Genomic DNA, 17,020 nt, shown 5'->3' on the forward strand with positions numbered 1-17,020 from the left:
GTTCAGCCCTCAAGTGAGCGCTGGCTTTGGTCGTCCAGTTGCTGGTCGATGAAGCTCAGTCGGCGCTCTGTCAGCAGGCCGCGGGCCTGTTTCATCAGGCCATCGAGTGAGACCCGTGGCTGAATCTGGCTGCCCTTGAACTGCAGTATCTCCCGATCGATCAGCTGCTCAACAAATCCGCTCAGTACCCGCTTGTCGGCATATTCCGCCGAATCAAAACCAAACTCGCGCTGCAGCTTTGCTGCCAGTTGCAGCGACCTTTCCATCAGTTCGTCCTGCTCCAGCGCCTTGTAGCGCTGCAGTATTCTGCACAGCAGGTAATAGCGCAGCAGTACGGGCTCGGCGTTGCGCATCAGGCACAGGGCGGTATCGCTGTCGCAGGCGCGCAGCTGTTTGCCCTCGCGTGTCAGCAGGCCCTGATCCAGCAGGCTCTGGCGCAACTGTGCCGCCACGGCGCTGAAGTTTGGCTCCGGCCAGGGCAGGAACAGCTCGGCCTGCAGGTAGGGATAGAGTACCCGCAACATGCGGGTAATCAGCTGTGGCAGCGGTTTGGCGCTGCGCCTGACCAGCAGCAGGCACAGGCCCGGCAGCACGAACAGGTGCATCATATTGTTGCGATAAAAGGTCATTTCCCGCCCCTGGGCCGGCTCCAGCCGTACCTGGTTACCGGACTGTTCGAGCTGTTTGCGGTCGCGGGCGCGGGTGATCCAGTGGGCCGGGGCTTCGGGCGGTACGCTCGCAGGCGCGTTGGGCAGGCGCTGTGCAAGCTGACGCAGCTGGTCGCACTGCAGGGCCAGGCTGTCGCTATCCAGTATCAGTTGGGGCTGCCCCAGCATTACGGTTGCCAGCACGCCCGTTTCGGTCAGTACGGCGGCCTGGTTGATGCGCTCCAAGAGCTGCCGGCCTAAGGCATGGGCCTGGGGGCGGGTGGGCAGGTGTGGATTGACCGCATCGGCCAGTGCAATGGGCTCGCCGATACTGACAGACACCCGACCGAAGCGCTGGCGCAGCACCTGCCAGACGCTTTGTAGACTATTGAGGGTGCCCGGGTGGCGGCTGTTGTCACCGCTGAGTTCGCGCTGATAGCTATGGGCTTCGACCACCCGGTCGTAGCCGATCCAGACGGGCACCAATGCCACCGGGCGTTCCGGGCTGGCGCACCAGGCATCCAGCGTCATGTTCAGCAGCCCGGTGCGGGCGGGTAGCAGGCGACCGGTGCGGCTGCGGCCACCCTCGATAAAATACTCCAGGGCGTGGCCGTGGCGCGACATCAGGGCCAGGTACTGCTGGTAGAGTGCGCGGTAGAGGCCATCGTTCTGAAAGCTGCGGCGCATGAAGATGGCGCCGCCGCGTTTGAGAATCGGGCCTATGATCGGTATGTCCAGATTGTCGCCGGCGGCAACGTGGGGCAGCATCAGACCGTGGCGGTACAGCGCCCAGGACAGCAGCAGATAGTCCATGTGGCTGCGGTGGCAAGGCAGGTATACCAGCTGGTGGTCCAGGGCGCGCTCGCGCAGCCGGTCGAGCCCGAGGATTTCAACATCGTCGTAGAGTCGGCGCCAGGTGGCATTGAGCAGTGGGTGCAGTAGTCTTGCAGTGACCGGGCTGAAGTTGGCCGCAATGCGCTGCAGTTCGCGTGCCGCATAGCGGCTGGCCTGGTGAATGTTTTCACGCTTTTCCCGGGCCCTGGTTGCGATGGCCTGCTGTACCCCGGGGTGATGCAGGATCATGCTCATCAGTGTACGGCGATGGGATAGATCCGGGCCGACCACGGCACGGCGCCGGGTACGAAAGTGCTGCAGCAGCAACAGGCTGGCCTTGCGGGTCAGGGTGGTGGCATCCGGGGTGCTGTTAACCAGGTCCTGCAGCTGCAGCGGCGGGTCTATCTGAATCAGGCTCTGGCGGCCGTTGATCAGCAGCTGCATCAGGCGTCCGATGCGTCCTCCCTGATCCCAGGCCTCGGCGTACATGAGATTGAGCCAGGATGTTTCGCGGATGGGCAGGCGGCCATGGAAAATGGACACCGGGATCAGCTCAATCTTGTATTGCGGGTCCTGCAGGCTCTGCTGGCAGAGTTCGCTCAGGTGTTGCTTCAGTACCTGCTGGCCACCGCTGCGGGCAAAAATGATCTGTTCGGTCTTAATGTCCACACCGGCGCGGCGGGCCTGCTCAAGCAGCAGCTGCACATGACTCCAGCGATCGCTTTCCAGTACATAGCGTACCCGCGGGCCGCCGTGCAGGTGGGCGCTGCCCAGAGTGGTGGCGGTAACCATCCAGGACAGTAGCGGGCGGCCGACCAGCTCGAGCAGCTTCATATCAGTAGTGCGGTGGCGGTGGTTCGTCGGCCATATCATCGGCCGATGCCGGTGCCGGTGCCAGCTGTTTGACCTGGCCGCTAAGGGCTTTGACCATGCTGGTAAGGCGCTGAATCTCGATATCCTGGCGTGCCACTATTGCATTAAGCGTATCGAGGGTGTCTTCCTGAAAGGCGATCCGGGACTCCAGATCGTCCAGCCGTGGTGTGTCACTCATGTGCAATTGGTTCCGTGCAGGCGTGAAGGTTACAGTCTAAATCAGCCAGTATTCTACAGATAATAGTCTATTAAAAGGCTTAAGCTGTTGAAAAAATACGCAAAATTCGCTATATGTGGCGATCGTCCCCCGTTCTATTGGTGTGGGCGGGTTTATTTTGATGTAAATGGATTAATACAAGAGATGACTAAATGAGTGGTAATCAACTGATACGCGGCCTTGTTGTCAGCGCTTTAGCTGCAGTATTGATTCCGGTTTTATTGGCTGCTGTTGCCAAGGTAGAAGTAGCACTGAGTGTTCCGGTACTGGCGGTAGTCTTTGTGGTTGTTCTGGCGGCTTCCCTAGCGTCGGGATGGGGTGTGAAATCCCAGGCCCAGGCTACTGAAATGGAGTTAAGTGAAGAGGAGTATGATGACGAAAACGATACCCGTGAAACCGGTCAGGTAAAGTGGTTTAACGTATCCAAGGGTTTTGGTTTTATTACGCGTGAGAATGGCGACGATGTATTCGTGCATTTTCGCAACATTCGCGGCCGTGGACACCGTTCGCTGACAGAAGGTCAGCAGGTTCGCTTCAATGTACGCGAAAGCGACAAGGGCTTGCAGGCGGAAGACGTTTCAGTCGCCCGTACCTGACCCCTGTCACAAGGGGGAGCTCAGTGCTCCCCTGTTAATTTCTCCAGCTGCGCAATAATGCCGTCTGCCTGACGGTATCCTGTACTGAGCCAGTGCAGTTCCTCGCCTTGTTGCAGCAGCAGTGTCGGAAATCCCTGTACCCCCAAACTTCCCTTGATTGCCAGGTGTTGCTGCAGCATGCCCTGGGTCATGTCATCGCCCAGATACTGGCCGAAAAGTTCAGCCTCCAGCCCGATCTGCTGGGCCATTTCTATCAGTACCTCTTTGTCGGACGGATTCTTCGCCTGCAGGTAATAACCCCGCTGAATCGCATCGATCATGGCCTCCTGCGTATCCGGCCGAATGCGTGTGGCGGCAATCACCGCACGACAGGCATCGTAGGTGGCGCGGCGCGGGCTGTTCTGTGTCCAGAAATCATGATTGAAGACAGTGCCTGTACGGTCTTCAATCTGCTGCCAGGTGGCTTGAATCTGGCGGGCCAGACCCGCATCCATGGGGTCGGTGCTGTCCGGTGCCAGCCCGCCCATGATGAAACTGACCGGCAGCTTGGTGAAACGGCTGCGAACCGTCTGCAGCTCGGGGACGAAGGCCCAGCACCAGCTGCACATGGGGTCCATGATATAGATCAGAGCATTCATCAGAACAGTGTCTCCTGTTGTTGCACGGTGTGTGTCCAGGGTGTCAGCCCCTGGGCGTCGGGGCAGTGGCTGGCCAGCTCGCGGGCAAAGTGCTCGGCCAGCAAGGGTGACTCGCGGTTATCCGGCGTATGAAAGAACAGATAGGGCTGGCGGCCTTCCTCCAGCCAGCGCGCGACCATGCCGACCCAGGGCGCCAGCCAGGGATCGGCGCTGCGATAATCCATGGGGCTGATAAAGCGTACCATCGGTGCCTGTGCGGTGGCGATAACGTGCAGCGGCACCCGCGGTTTCTTTTGCAATGCGTCCTGTGTCGCGGCATCGTCCCGCGGCAGTGCAAAGAGCGCGCGGGTATCGAACAGAGTGCGGTTGATGCCCCGCTCGATCAGCAGGCGATTGAGCGCGCGTTCCGCCTCGCCCTTGGCGAAAAATTCGGGGTGCCGCACTTCCAGGGTATAGCTGAAGCCTGCTGGCAGCTGCGTGAGAAATTGTCTCAGAGTGTCGAGGCCGTCAGGCCCAAAGCGCGCCGGCAGCTGAACGAACAGCTGACCGAGCTTGTCCTGCAGCGGGCTGATGCAGTCGATAAAGCCGCGCAGTTCGTCCTGGCAATGGCGCAGTTGCAGGCGATGGCTGATGTGCTGTGGAAGTTTGAGACAGAACCGGAAGTGCTGCGGTGTTTCTTCGCGCCAGCGCTCTACTGTGGCGGCGTTGGGCAGTGCGTAGAAGGTGGAGTTGCCTTCTACCGAGGAAAAGTGCGAGGCGTAGCGCTGCAGTGTCGACTGTGCGGCGGGGCCGCTCAGGGCGCTGCTGCCCCAGTGCGGATGGTTCCACTGGGGCAGGCCTATGTAATAGCGTTTGGACACCTGAAGATCCGCTCGTCCGCTTTGGTTGCAAGGCCTGAGTATACCGAGGTTGCGAGCGGGCGTGGCTGTGCCGTGCTCTGTGAGGAGCTATAAAAAGTATTTTGTTTCATAGGGTTGCGCTATTTAGAAAAGGCGCGTAATATTCGCTCCACGTTGATGCGGGGTGGAGCAGTCTGGTAGCTCGTCGGGCTCATAACCCGAAGGTCATAGGTTCAAATCCTGTCCCCGCTACCATATTTAAAAGGCAGATAACAAATCGTTATTTGTCTTGAAAAAGGCCTGAATTCGAGAGGATTCAGGCCTTTTTTGTTTTCCAGAAAAAGCCAAAAGCCACGCGTCGGGCTCGCTCTCTATAACTGCAGCGAAGGTCATAGGTTCAAATCCTGTCCCCGCTACCGTATTTAGAGATAGATAATTAGTGGTTAATCAGTCTTGCTGAAAGGTCTGAAGTCGAAAGATTTCGGGCCTTTTTTTGTTTTGAAGGCAAGGCTGTGTATTGGAAGAGGCGGGCGTTGGGTTTGCTTCTTAGAGTTGCCGCGAAGTTGTGTTGTGAAAGGGCTCTATGCTGCATATTCCGGCCCATCGTGAACAGCCATTCCGGCGGAACGTGAACACCCATTCTGATTCAACGTGAACACCTGTTCCGGCCCAAGGTGAACATTTTTGTCGGATTTCCGGAATCGCCGTTCACGGCACCGGAATCACTGTTCATATTCCCGGAATAAGTGTTCACGTTCGTCCGGAATCATTCTTAACGCATTGATTTTCAACTTATTTGGTAACCTCTCCTCATTTTTAGGGAGAGGCTATGCCGGCTAACAGGACTCCAATGCGTAAAATCCGAGACGTTCTCCGCTTGCGGCTAGCCGCTGGGCTGTCGATCCGTCAGATCAAGGACAGCACCAAAATCAGTGTCGGCGCCATCCAGAAACTGTTGCGTAAAGCCGATGAACTCGGGCTTGTCTGGCCCTTGCCCGACGAGCTGGACGACAGCCAGTTGGCGCGGCTGTTCTACCCCGGTGCCGATACCGCTCCCTTCACCCGCTACCAAGTCCCCGACTGGTCCGCCCTCCATCAGGAGCTCAAGCGCAAGGGCATGACCAAGCAGTTGCTGTGGGAGGAGTACACCCAGCAGTATCCCAACCGCTGCTACAGCTACTCCCAGTTCTGCGACCGCTACCGCCAGTGGTGCGGCCAGCAGAAGCGCTCGATGCGCCAGACCCACCGGGCCGGCGAGAAGTGCTTCGTCGACTACTGTGGGCCGACGGTACCGATCATCTGCGCCAGCACTGGTGAGGTGCGTCAGGCGCAGGTGTTCGTGGCGGTGCTCGGGGCATCGAACTACACCTACGCCGAGGCGACTCTGAGCCAGTCGCTGCCGGACTGGCTGGGCAGTCATGTGCGGATGCTGGGGTACTTTGGCGGGTCGACCGAAATCGTGGTGCCCGACAACCTCCGCAGCGGCGTCAGCCGGGCCTGTCGCTACGATCCGGACCTGAACCCGAGCTACCAGCAGTGGGCCGAGCACTATCAGGTCGCGGTGGTACCGGCGCGCCCTTATCGTCCGAAAGACAAAGCCAAGGCCGAGGTTGGGGTGCAGATCGTCGAGCGCTGGATCCTGGCCCGCCTACGCCACCACAGCTTCTTCTCTCTGGCCGAGGTCAACCAGTGTATTCGGGCCCTTCTGGAGGAGCTGAACGAGAAGCCGTTCAAGCAACTGCCGGGCAACCGCCGGCAGGCCTTCGAGCAGCTCGACCGGCCAGCACTGCGACCGCTGCCCAGCCACCCCTACCGCTACGTCGAGATCAAGCGGGTCAAGGTCAACATCGATTACCACGTCCAGTACCAGCAGCATCACTACTCGGTGCCGCACCAGTATGTCGGCGAGACCCTGGAGCTGCACGCCAGCGACACCTTGATCACCCTGTACTTCCGGCAACGGCCGGTCGCCTCCCACCCGCGCAAGCACCGGCCCGGCACCACGACTGAGGCCAGTCACATGCCCAAGCGCCACCAGAAGCAGCAGCAATGGACGCCGGGACGGCTCAAGAACTGGGCCAAGGACATCGGGCCCGAGGTGTTGACCTGGGTGGCGGAGCAACTGGCCGCCAAAGCCCATCCCGAGCAGGCCTACCGGATCTGCCTGGGACTGCTGAACCTGAGTCGGGACTATCCAGCCGAGCGCTTGGATGCGGCCTGCGGCATCGCCAACCGGGAGGGCCTGATCCGCCTGAAGCAGATCAAGTCGATCTTGCTCAGCAACCGCGACCGGCTGCCCGAGACGCTCAGCGTCCAGGCCGAGCTGCCCCAGCAGCACGAGAACATCCGTGGTCCCCACAGCTTCCACTGACGCCTTCGACACACCCGAGGACAACCCCTATGAGCACCCAGATCCTGGCGCAGCTGCGCCACCTCAAACTCGGCGGCATGGCCCGCGCCCTGCAAACCCAGCTGGAACAGGTTGGCACCTATGAGGCGCTGTCGTTCATCGAGCGGCTCGGTCTGCTGGTCGAGCAGGAAAGCCTAAGCCGGGAGCACCGCAAGCACGAGCGCCTGATCCGCCAGGCGCGCTTCAAGCTCAGCGCCACCGTGCAGGACATCGACTACCAGCACCCGCGCAACGTCAGCCAGACCCAGGTTGCCCGGCTGGCACAGGGGGACTGGATCGACCGGGCCCAGAACCTGCTGATCACGGGGCCCTGCGGCAGCGGCAAGACCTACCTCGGCTGCGCGCTGGGCCACAGCGCCTGCCTGCGGGGCTACAGCGTCCGCTACTACCGGCTCTCCCGTCTGCTGCTGGAGCTGACCCAGGCCAAGGCCGACGGCAGCTACCACAAGCTGCTCAAGCAGCTGGCGAAGGTTCAGCTGCTACAGATCGACGACTGGGGACTGGAGCCGCTGAAGCCGGCTCACCGCAACGACCTGATGGAGATCATGGACGACCGCCACGGCCAGACCTCGACGCTGGTGATCAGCCAGTTGCCGACCGACCAGTGGTACGCCAGCATCGGCGACAATACCCTGGCGGACGCCATCCTGGACCGGCTGATGCACAACGCGCACCGGCTCCCGCTGAAGGGCGAGTCGATGCGAAAACTCCTTGGGCAGTTGACCGAAGATGAACACCTGGGCTAAAAACACCAGGGCGTGATGCGTTGAGAAATCAGGTGTTCACGTTCGTCCGGAATCGGTGTTCATCTTCGCCGGAATACGCAATGCGGGGTTGCTGAGGGAGCGGGCGCTGCGCTGCTGTAGTTGGGCGTGGCATTCGGCGAGGATGGCCAGGGCGATGCTTTCGGGCAGTTCGGCGCCTATGTCGAGTCCAGCGGGGCCGGCGATGGGGGTGGTGAGCTGGGCTTCGCTCAGGTTCGCGGCCTGCAGTACCTGGGCGCGGCGGTGCTGTGGGCCCAGCAGGGCGCAGTAGCGCAGCGGGGTGCTGTTGAGTGCTTCCAGGGCGGCGGCATCGAGGCCTATGTTGTGGGTCATCAGTACGGTGGCATCGACCTTCTCGGTGCGGGCATAGTCGGCGAGACTATCGACAGGCGTCTGGATGATGCGATTGGCTGTGGGGAAGTGTTCGCGCCTGGCGTTGGCGGGGCGCGGGTCCCACAGGCTGGTGTGCCAGCCCAGTTGGTGCGCCATGGCGACGAGAGGCCGGGCATCGAGGCCGCCGCCTGCGATCAGCAGGTGGGGGGCGGGGCGGATCTGTGTCACCAGCCACTGCTGCCCGGCTTCCATGATCAGGCGGGATGCCGAGGTCATAGTTTCGCTGGGCGCGTCTGTGGCAATAAAGCGGTTTTCTACCTGGCCGGCGGCATCGGGAATGCGCTGGTACAGATAGCCGCCTGTGCGGTTGCCGAGCGCCTGGTGCAGGGCATCGAGCTGCAGGTACTGCTGTTGCGCCAGAATGGGTTGCAGCAAAATATGTACGGTGCCGCCGCAGCCAATGCCCAGCTGGTATGACAGGTCATCCTCGTCGCTGCCGTCGTAGCAGAGTGTCATGGCCTTGTGACTGTGCATGACCTGACGAGCATGGCGGTGAATGTCTGATTCCAGGCAGCCGCCGCTGAGCAGCCCAAACTGCTGCCCAAGGCTGTTGAACAGCATGGTGGCGCCGGGCTTGCGGTAGCAGGGGCCCTCGGTCTGGTAAACGGTACCCAGCACCCAGTTGGCACTGTCCCGCTGGGGGTACCATTGCTGCAGCAGGTGGGAGAGGTCATTTGCCATAAGCAGCGCTCATTCTTGATAAAACATTGTGCATCACATAGGAAAGGGTGACCGGGCACGCCCAGGGGCGCCCCGGTGGTGGCGCTTAGCTGTTGAGCTTCAGCGGCAGGCGCTGGAAGCGCTGGCCTGTGGCGGCACTAAGTGCGTTGGCAACGGCCGGTGCTATGGGTGGCGTACCGGGTTCGCCCACGCCCGTGGGAGCTTCTGCCGAGGGCATGATATGCACTTCGATGGCCGGCATCTGGTTAATGCGCAGTACCTGGAAGTCGTGGAAGTTGGATTGCGCTACCCGCCCGTCCTTTAGGGTAATTTCACTCAGTAATGCCGCAGACAGGCCAAAACCGATACCGCCTTCGATCTGGGTGCGGATGATATCCGGGTTGATGGCCAGGCCGCAGTCCACCGCGCAGACGACGCGTTCCACCTTGAAACTGCCGTTTTCCTGTACCGAAACCTCGGCCACCTGGGCGACGAAGCTGTTAAAGGATTCGTGTACGGCCACGCCACGCCCCCAGCCTGCGGGCAATGCTGCGCCCCAGTTGGCTTTTTCCGCGGCCATTTTCAGTACGGCATGGTGACGGGGGTGCTGGCTCAGCAGTTTGAGGCGAAAGTCCACCGGATCCTGCTTCGCGGCCCGAGCCAGTTCATCGACGATAATTTCGGTGGAAAAGGCGGTGTGAGTGTGACCCACCGAACGCCACCATTGCACCGGCACCGGATTATCCACGCTGTGCAGTTCCACCTGCAGGTTCGGGATCTGGTAGGGCAGGTTGGAGGCACCTTCAACCGAGGTGGAGTCGATACCATCCTTGACGATGAAGGCTTCGAAGGCGGTGCCCGTGCCGATGGACTGGCCGACGATGCGCTGTTCCCAGGCAACGGGGTTGCCGCTGGCGTCCAGGCCTGCGCGGACTTTATGTACGTACATCGGGCGGTAATAGCCGGCGCGGGTGTCATCTTCGCGGGTCCAGACGAGCTTGACCGGCGTGCCCTGCCTGGCGTTGGCGATCAGGACGGCCTCGATCACGTAGTCGGAATGGGGATTGGCCCGGCGACCGAAGCTGCCGCCGGCCAGCAGCATGTTGATCTTCACCTGTTCGGGCTTGAGCCCCAGCACGGTGGCTACGGCCGACTGGTCGACGGTCTGGAACTGCTCGCCGTTCCAGATTTCACAGCCGGCAGCGTTTACCAGCGCCACGGCATTCATGGGCTCCATGGCGGCGTGGGCCAGATAGGGCACTTCGAATACGGCTTCCACCACTGTGGTGGCGCTTGCAAGGGCTGTGACTGCATCACCATCGGCGCGGGCGACGGCGCCTGGCTGGTCGGCCAGGGTGCGGTATTTGTGCAGCATGTCTGCGCTGCTACCGGTAAAGGCGACACTTTCGTCCCAGTCAATGCTGAGCAGGTCTCGGCCTTTCTTGGCACTCCAGAAATCATGTCCCAGCACCGCGATGCCGCTGGGAATTTGCACCACGTCCACCACACCAGGCGATGCCAGTGCCTTGGCGGCGTCATAGTGTTTGACACTGGCGCCAAAGCGCGGCGGGTGGGCGACCAGGGCCGTCAGCATGCCCTCCAGTTGCACGTCCTGAGTGAACAGTGCACTGCCATCGGTCTTGCCCCGGTCCAGCCGTGGCAGCGACCGGCCTATATAGGCAAAGTCCGCCGGGTCCTTCAGGCGCAGCGACTGTACATCTGGAACGGGTTGCTGCGCGGCGAGTTCTGCCAGCTCGCCAAAGCCTGCGCTCTTGCCGGAGGCGCTATGGCTGAGGATGCCCTGGCTGACCTGAATCTCGCTGGCGGGGACTTTCCAGCGCTGTGCGGCGGCGGCGACCAGCATGGCTCGAGCGGTGGCGCCGGCGGTGCGCATCTGCATAAAGGAGTTGGCCATGGCGGTGCTGCCGCCGGTGCCCTGTACGGTGCCAAAGAGCAGATTGTTGTAACGCGAGGCATCGGCCGGCGCGCCTTCTGCTACGAGCGCAGACCAGTCGGCATCGAGCTCTTCGGCCACCAGGGTGGCCAGGCCGGTGAAGGTGCCCTGGCCCATTTCCAGGTGTTTCATCAGTACGGTGACGCGGCCATCGGTGCCGATACGAACAAAGGCATTGGGCTCAAAGTCGACGCCAGCGGCGGCAGTGGATTCGGCGGCCATCGCCAGGGGCAGGTTCATGGCCAGCGTCAGGCCTGCACCTGCCGTGGTGATGAGTTTCAGGAAGTCGCGGCGGCTGGAAACCAGGCCCTGATGTTTGTTGGAGCGGATTCTACGCATCTGGATTCCCCTTATGCCAGCTGTTCGGCGGCTTGCTTGATGGCACTGCGGATGCGGACATAGGTGGCGCAGCGGCAGATATTGCCCGCCATGGCTGCGTCTATGTCGGCATCGCTGGGCTGGCGGTTTTTTTCCAGCAGGGCGGTGGCGGACATGATCTGCCCCGACTGGCAGTAGCCGCACTGGGGGACTTCAAGCTCGGTCCAGGCCTGCTGAATCGCCTGTGCGACTGCCGATTCGATACCCTCTATGGTCGTGATTGCCTTGCCCTGCACCGCCGAGATAGGGGTGACGCAGGAGCGCGTTGGCTGACCATCGACATGTACGGTGCAGGCGCCACACATGGCCATGCCGCAGCCGAATTTGGTGCCGGTCAGGCGCACATGGTCGCGGATGGCCCAGAGCAGTGGGGTGTCGGGCGTGGCGTCCAGCGCATGGCTGACACCGTTTACCTGGATCGTAACGGGCATGGGATTCTCCTGAACTGGCTTAAGTGGATAATCTAGCCGCGATCACTGCGCAGCTGATAGCGTGATCATCCGAACTACTTGCCTAAAACTCCAAAACTGCTATTTAGTCATGGCACGCCTTTGCCGGCGCGGGGCATAATTATCGCCATTATGGAGCAGGTGCGCTGGAGGGGTCTATGGGGTTGGATTCAGAGTTGGTGCAGGCCATTGCGGCTCAGGGCAAGGCCGATGGTGCCTGTCCCACGGCGGTGAATGGCCTGATGCTGTACCGTAGCGGTAGCGTTTCGGCGCGCATGCCTGCGGTCTATGAACCATCGATTTGCGTGATTGCCCAGGGGCGCAAACGGATTTTTTACGGTGAGCATACCTGCAGTTATGATCAGCATAATTATCTGATCAGTTCCCTGACGCTGCCGGTGGATGTGCAGGTGGTCGATGCCACTGAAGACAGGCCCTATCTGGGCCTGAGCCTGGCGGTGGACCGGGACCTTGTGGGTCAGTTACTGCAGGAAATGGAAGCGCTGGGAAGCTTGCCATCGGGGGGCGCCGCAGCGCCGATTATCAGTGCCACTGTAGTGACCGAGCGGTTGCAGCAGAGCCTGGTGCAGCTGCTCGGCACGCTCGCTGACCCGGTGGACCGTCAGGTGCTGGGCCCTGTGCTGCAGCGGCAGATTTACTATGAGGTGCTCAAGGGCCCCTACGGTTATCTGCTGCGCAACTGTGTGACCAGTCACGCAGGCGCCAACCGCATTGCCCCGGTGGTGCATTTTATCGAGGCACATTTCCATGAGTCGCTGGATATCGACAGCATTTCGCGCTTTGCCGGCATGAGTGCCTCGTCACTGCACGAGCATTTCAAGCAGGTCACCTCGATGTCGCCGATGCAGTTCGTCAAGAATCTGCGCCTGCACCGCGCTCGCGCCATGCTGCTGGGCGGCAACCAGGCCAGTGATACCTCCTACCGGGTGGGCTATAGCAGCCCGTCCCAGTTCAGCCGCGAGTTCAAGCGCCTGTTCGGCGAGCTGCCCCGTGATGTTCAGGCCAGGCCGGCCCCCTGATTGCGGCAGGCGGCGTTTAGGCTCGGCGCTTATGTTACGTACTGGCGCAGTATGTCCCGGGCGATGACGATGCGCTGTACTTCGCTGGTGCCCTCGTAAATGCTGGTGATGCGCGCATCCCGTGTCATGCGCTCCAGCGGGTATTCGCACATGTAGCCGTAACCGCCGAGCAGCTGCAGCGCGCTGTAGCAGGCCTGGTTGGCTTTCTCGCTGGCGAACAGCTTGGCCATGGAGGCTTCCCTGGCGAAGCTTTGTCCCTTCTCCTTGCGATCGGCTGCGCTCATCAATAGCAGGCGCGCCGCTTCAAGCTCGGTGGCGCGATCGGCAATAATCCACTGCAACCCCTGAAAATCGGCGATAGCTTGGCCGAACTGCTTGCGCTCGGTAGCGTAGCGGGTGGCGTAGTCCATCGCCGCCAGGCCAATGCCCAGCGCCAGCGAGCCGACGCCGATACGGCCGCCTGCAAGTTCCGATACCGCAATGCGAAAGCCATCGTTGAGCTTGCCCAGAAGTGCGCCCTGGGGGATTTCTACGTTGTCAAAATGCACTTCGTTGGTAGCTGATCCGCACTGTCCCATCTTGTGTTCGGCCGGGCCTACGCTGATGCCGGGCCTGTTCGCTTCCACCAGAAAGCAGCTGATGCCCTTACCCTTGGCGGCGGCAGGGTCGGTGACGGCCCAGACCACAAAAACACCGGCAAATGCTGCGCTGGTAATCCACTGCTTGGTGCCACTGATGCGCCAGCCATCGGCGGTTGGCTCGGCGCGGGTTCGCATCGAGGCCGGGTCTGAGCCTGCGCCGGCTTCGGTCAGGCAGAAGCTGCCGCTGAGGTACTCGCCACTGCAGAGCCTGGGCAGATAGGCGGCTTTCTGTGCGTTGTTCCCCACCGCCTGGATGACTTCGGCCACCATGTTGGTCACCGACATGGTAACGGCCGTGGCAGCGCAGGCTCTGGCGATTTCGGTAATGGCCAGGCTAAAGGCCACCACGCCGGCCTCGGTGCCGCCGTACTGGCTGTCGATGTTCAGGCCCATGAAACCGAGTTCCGCGAGCTTGGCGCAGTGCTGTTTGAGCAGTGCATGATTGGCCGTGCGATCAAGCTCTGCGGCGACGGGTGCGAGCTCCGCCTCTGCAAAACGGCGCGCCGTGTCCTGGATCAGGCTTTGTTCTTCGGTCAGTGACAGGTCCATGGCGGGCTCCGCAGTTTTTTGGGGGATAAGGGTATGCAATAAGGGAATGTACCTATTTATACGTGAGCTTTACCTTAACGTAAAGTTTGCTATTGCAGGCGTTGCGCCACGCTTGACAGCATTGGTTATCAGCAGCATGGTGGGCTCTCTGGCTGTAAATGGACTGACTCGATGGCAAAACGCGAAGAGGGGGCTGCCCTGGCGCCCCGACTCAGCAGTGCGGCGGAGCTTGATATTCCCTGGTCTACGCTTGAAACCCTTATCGGCGGCCGTTCAGTGGTGGACCTGCAGCAACTACCGGTGACGGATGATCGCTCTGCCGCGCGTTTCCTGCAGGCCTATGGCTTTGATACCACGGACCCTGGTGACTGCCGCGCCATGGAGCAGATCCATGCGCGCGCCATTCGCTATCTGGATGAAGTGGTGTTGCCCTGGCAGTGGCTCGGGGCTGTGCCTGAGCCCTGGCGTAGCATGCCGATCGAGGATCTGCTGGTCGCCGCGGCTAAGCCACCGACGGGTGAATGGCCCAACTGGCCCTGTGTTCTGCTCAAGGTGCTGCACTGTGCCACCCATGCGCTCTTCAGTTCGGATCTCGAAGCGCACCAGGCGGCCCTGCAAAGTGTGCGGGCGCGTTTCCTGCCTTTTCTGTTCGAGCAGGCGGGGCAGCAGTGGATTGGCGATGAGAACTGCAAGATTCCGCTGGTGGATTTTCATATCAAGGAGGAAAAGCCCTTCGAGCGCTTTATGACCAAGCTGCTGCACAAACCCGGCAACCTGGCGCTGGAGGTGTTTGACCGCCTGGGTGTGCGGCTGGTGACGCACGATATCTTTTCGGCGGTGCTGCTGATCAAGTTTCTGCGCAGTCGCAATATCATCATGTTTGCCAATCAGCTGCCTGAGCGCAGCCGTAACTCCCTTGCCGAACTCGATGAAATACACCGGCTCTACGGCGTCAGTGCGCCGCCCTTTGTTCTTGAGCAGCCCGCGGGCGCCATGCTGCCACTGGCGGAGCTGTCCGGTGATAATCCCTTCAGTGACCGCGCCTTTCGCATGTTCAAGTTTGTCGAGCGGCTTATCGTGAAGTTGCCGGATGGCCGACGCAGCATCTATCCCTATGAAATCCAGCTGCTGGACTGCAATGCCTGGGAGTCGTCGTTCAGTGGCGATGCCACGCACTCCGCTTACGAAGCCCGTCAGCTAAAAAGGGTACGCCAGCGCCTGTTCGGTCATCCGGTGCAGGGTACCTAAATCAGCCGTTTGGACGCAGGAGTCATCAGCAGTGGCTTGAGTCATGTCGGCAGCTGGTATATGGTCGCGAATCTGCGCTGCTTGGCGTTTTCTTATCTGATGACAGGGGTTGGGCGTGAAGCTGGATGCGCTGATTCTGGCCGGTGGTGAAGGCCGGCGAATGGGGGGGAGTGACAAGGGGCTGCTCAGTCTGGCGGGACGGCCGATGATCGACCATCTTGGGACGCGGCTGCGAGACTGTACCGAGCATGTCTGGATCAGCTGTCGTGAGGATCAGGCGGCGGACTATACGGCTGTTGCCGATGGTCTGCTGCTGGACGAGGGCGATAGCCTTGGCCCCCTCAGCGGTATCAGTCGGGCGCTGCAGGAGCTGAGCTGCAGTCATCTGTTGATCACGCCCTGTGATACGCCGCTGGTGTCACTGGCAAGCTTCAGGCAGATGATCGCGCACAGTCAGGCGGCGCCCGATCAGATCGTAGTGGTGCACGATGGTGACTATTTGCAGACGCTGCATCTGATAGTGCCGGTGGCGAAGGCCGCATCGCTAAATTTGTTCCGGACCACAGGCCGGCGGGCGGTACGGGGCTGGCTGGAGCAGGAAGGCTACGTCGAGTGTCGCTGTGACGACCCGGTCGAGTTTATGAACATCAATACGCTGGACGCTCTGGCGGCAGCGCAGGCGTTGCTGGAGGGGGCTGATAGCTGAGGCTACGGGCGTAGCCTCAGCGGCGTCATGTTACCACTCGGCGATGCTGCCATCCTCGTGGGTCCAGACGGGGTTGCGCCAGCGATGACCCACCTTGGCGCGCTCCTCGACATAGGCTTCATCGATCTCTACACCCAGCCCGGGGCCATCCGGTATGGCAATGAAGCCGTTCTCTATTTTCAGGGCTGACTTGTCGACCAGATAGTCGAGCACATCGTTGCCCTTGTTGTAATGGATCCCCATGCTCTGTTCCTGAATGAAGGCATTGTGACAGACCGCATCCAGTTGCAGTGAGGCGGCCAGTGTCAGGGGGCCGAGGGGGCAGTGGGGTGCCAGGGCAACATCATGTGCGCTGGCAAGGGTCGCGATCTTCAGGCCTTCGCTGATGCCGCCGCAATGGCTCAGGTCCGGCTGGATGATGTCGATCATGCCCTCGGCCAGCAGGTCCCTGAACTGGTAGCGGGTATGCAGCCGTTCTCCTGTGGCCAGTGGATAGCCGAGATTACCGGCGATGTGCTTGAGCGCCGGCAAATGTTCCGGCAGTACCGGTTCCTCGACGAACATCGGATGGTACTGCTCCAGTTCGCGCAGCAGTGCCTTGGCCATGGGGCGGTGTACCCGGCCGTGAAAATCGATGGCGATTCCCACATCCGGGCCCACTTCGGCGCGTGCCTCGGCCACTCGGGCCACGGCCTGGTCAATTTTGCTGTGGCTGTCGACGATAGCCATTTCGGCGCTACCATTCATTTTGAATGCCGTGAAGCCCTGATCCACCAGGGCTCGGGCGCCGGCGGCGACATCCTGAGGGCGGTCGCCTCCGGTCCAGGCGTAGACGCGCATCTTGTCACGGCAGGCGCCTCCGAGCAGCTGGTGCACAGGCACCCCCAAATCCCGCCCCTTTAAGTCCCACAGGGCCTGATCGATGCCGGCGATAGCGCTCATCAGTACCGGGCCACCGCGATAGAAACCACCACGGTAGAGCATGTTCCACAGGTGTTCGATGCGGTGCGGATCCTGGCCGATGAGGTAGTCGGACAGTTCATGCACGGCGGCTTCTACAGTAGTCGCCCGGCCTTCAACCACTGGTTCGCCCCAGCCATAGACGCCGGCATCGGTTTCAATTTTCAGGAAGAGCCAGCGCGGTGGCACCTGCCAGGTTTTAAGCGCAGTTATTTTCATCGCAG

15 protein-coding genes and 1 tRNA gene are annotated in these 17,020 nt (G+C 61.1%); 7 read left to right on the forward strand and 9 right to left on the reverse strand.

Annotated elements, in window-relative coordinates:
- Positions 1 to 2: 2 nt before the first annotated feature.
- The gene (gene plsB, locus A8C75_RS05590) at positions 3 to 2,315 is read right to left on the reverse strand and encodes a glycerol-3-phosphate 1-O-acyltransferase PlsB (protein ID WP_067379271.1); all 2,313 of its coding nucleotides are present in this window, start codon (positions 2,313 to 2,315) and stop codon (positions 3 to 5) included.
- Between the two features lies 1 nt (position 2,316).
- Positions 2,317 to 2,532: a SlyX family protein gene (locus tag A8C75_RS05595; protein WP_067379273.1), complete on the reverse strand. Its 216-nt coding sequence runs from the start codon at positions 2,530 to 2,532 to the stop codon at positions 2,317 to 2,319.
- A 191-nt stretch (positions 2,533 to 2,723) separates the two neighbouring features.
- Here A8C75_RS05595 and A8C75_RS24175 point away from each other — a divergent pair, with 191 nt between their 5' ends.
- Positions 2,724 to 3,167 carry a cold-shock protein gene (locus A8C75_RS24175; protein ID WP_067379276.1) on the forward strand — a complete coding sequence of 148 codons (444 nt, stop codon included), beginning with the start codon at positions 2,724 to 2,726 and terminating at the stop codon, positions 3,165 to 3,167.
- 20 nt (positions 3,168 to 3,187) lie between these two features.
- On the opposite strand, the gene A8C75_RS05605 is transcribed toward A8C75_RS24175, so the two are convergent.
- Together A8C75_RS05605 and A8C75_RS05610 are read right to left on the reverse strand one after the other, a co-directional pair.
- Positions 3,188 to 3,805, reverse strand: a complete 618-nt coding sequence (locus A8C75_RS05605) for a DsbA family protein (protein WP_084783777.1) — start codon at positions 3,803 to 3,805, stop codon at positions 3,188 to 3,190.
- Positions 3,805 to 4,665 (reverse strand): DUF72 domain-containing protein, encoded by an 861-nt coding sequence (locus A8C75_RS05610; protein ID WP_067379280.1) that lies wholly within the window; start codon positions 4,663 to 4,665, stop codon positions 3,805 to 3,807. The genes A8C75_RS05605 and A8C75_RS05610 overlap by 1 nt, the downstream gene beginning before the upstream one ends.
- 157 nt (positions 4,666 to 4,822) lie before the next feature.
- On the opposite strand from A8C75_RS05610, the gene A8C75_RS05615 reads away from it, so the two are divergent.
- The 3 genes from A8C75_RS05615 (at position 4,823) to istB (ending at position 7,800) form a co-directional block, all read left to right on the forward strand.
- Positions 4,823 to 4,899: transfer RNA gene (locus tag A8C75_RS05615), tRNA-Met, on the forward strand.
- 574 nt (positions 4,900 to 5,473) lie between these two features.
- Positions 5,474 to 7,015, forward strand: a complete 1,542-nt coding sequence (gene istA / locus A8C75_RS05620) for an IS21 family transposase (RefSeq protein ID WP_067379283.1) — start codon at positions 5,474 to 5,476, stop codon at positions 7,013 to 7,015.
- A 29-nt stretch (positions 7,016 to 7,044) separates the two neighbouring features.
- The gene (gene istB / locus A8C75_RS05625) at positions 7,045 to 7,800 is read left to right on the forward strand and encodes an IS21-like element helper ATPase IstB (RefSeq protein WP_067379286.1); all 756 of its coding nucleotides are present in this window, start codon (positions 7,045 to 7,047) and stop codon (positions 7,798 to 7,800) included.
- A 36-nt stretch (positions 7,801 to 7,836) separates the two neighbouring features.
- Here istB and A8C75_RS05630 read toward each other — a convergent pair whose 3' ends face one another.
- The 3 genes from A8C75_RS05630 to A8C75_RS05640 all read right to left on the reverse strand — a co-directional run bounded on the left by A8C75_RS05630 (position 7,837) and on the right by A8C75_RS05640 (position 11,634).
- Positions 7,837 to 8,892: an XdhC family protein gene (locus A8C75_RS05630; protein ID WP_067379288.1), complete on the reverse strand. Its 1,056-nt coding sequence runs from the start codon at positions 8,890 to 8,892 to the stop codon at positions 7,837 to 7,839.
- Positions 8,893 to 8,977: 85 nt separating this feature from the next.
- A complete protein-coding gene (locus tag A8C75_RS05635) occupies positions 8,978 to 11,164 on the reverse strand; it encodes a xanthine dehydrogenase family protein molybdopterin-binding subunit (RefSeq protein ID WP_067379290.1) in 2,187 nt (728 codons plus the stop codon).
- A gap of 11 nt (positions 11,165 to 11,175) precedes the next feature.
- Positions 11,176 to 11,634 (reverse strand): (2Fe-2S)-binding protein, encoded by a 459-nt coding sequence (locus A8C75_RS05640; RefSeq protein ID WP_067379292.1) that lies wholly within the window; start codon positions 11,632 to 11,634, stop codon positions 11,176 to 11,178.
- Positions 11,635 to 11,810: 176 nt separating this feature from the next.
- On the opposite strand from A8C75_RS05640, the gene A8C75_RS05645 reads away from it, so the two are divergent.
- Entirely contained in the window at positions 11,811 to 12,692 is an 882-nt protein-coding gene (locus tag A8C75_RS05645) for an AraC family transcriptional regulator (protein ID WP_067379293.1), read from the forward strand.
- Positions 12,693 to 12,721: 29 nt separating this feature from the next.
- Here A8C75_RS05645 and A8C75_RS05650 read toward each other — a convergent pair whose 3' ends face one another.
- The gene (locus A8C75_RS05650) at positions 12,722 to 13,882 is read right to left on the reverse strand and encodes an acyl-CoA dehydrogenase family protein (RefSeq protein ID WP_067379295.1); all 1,161 of its coding nucleotides are present in this window, start codon (positions 13,880 to 13,882) and stop codon (positions 12,722 to 12,724) included.
- Between the two features lie 171 nt (positions 13,883 to 14,053).
- Here A8C75_RS05650 and A8C75_RS05655 point away from each other — a divergent pair, with 171 nt between their 5' ends.
- Both A8C75_RS05655 and mobA read left to right on the forward strand, forming a co-directional pair.
- Positions 14,054 to 15,130 (forward strand): TIGR04552 family protein, encoded by a 1,077-nt coding sequence (locus A8C75_RS05655; protein ID WP_067379297.1) that lies wholly within the window; start codon positions 14,054 to 14,056, stop codon positions 15,128 to 15,130.
- A 115-nt stretch (positions 15,131 to 15,245) separates the two neighbouring features.
- Positions 15,246 to 15,836 (forward strand): molybdenum cofactor guanylyltransferase, encoded by a 591-nt coding sequence (gene mobA / locus A8C75_RS05660; protein WP_067379299.1) that lies wholly within the window; start codon positions 15,246 to 15,248, stop codon positions 15,834 to 15,836.
- 30 nt (positions 15,837 to 15,866) lie between these two features.
- On the opposite strand, the gene dgoD is transcribed toward mobA, so the two are convergent.
- Positions 15,867 to 17,015 (reverse strand): galactonate dehydratase, encoded by a 1,149-nt coding sequence (gene dgoD, locus A8C75_RS05665; RefSeq protein WP_067379302.1) that lies wholly within the window; start codon positions 17,013 to 17,015, stop codon positions 15,867 to 15,869.
- Positions 17,016 to 17,020: the final 5 nt, after the last annotated feature.

The organism is Marinobacterium aestuarii, from assembly GCF_001651805.1.
Taxonomy (GTDB): domain Bacteria; phylum Pseudomonadota; class Gammaproteobacteria; order Pseudomonadales; family Balneatricaceae; genus Marinobacterium_A; species Marinobacterium_A aestuarii.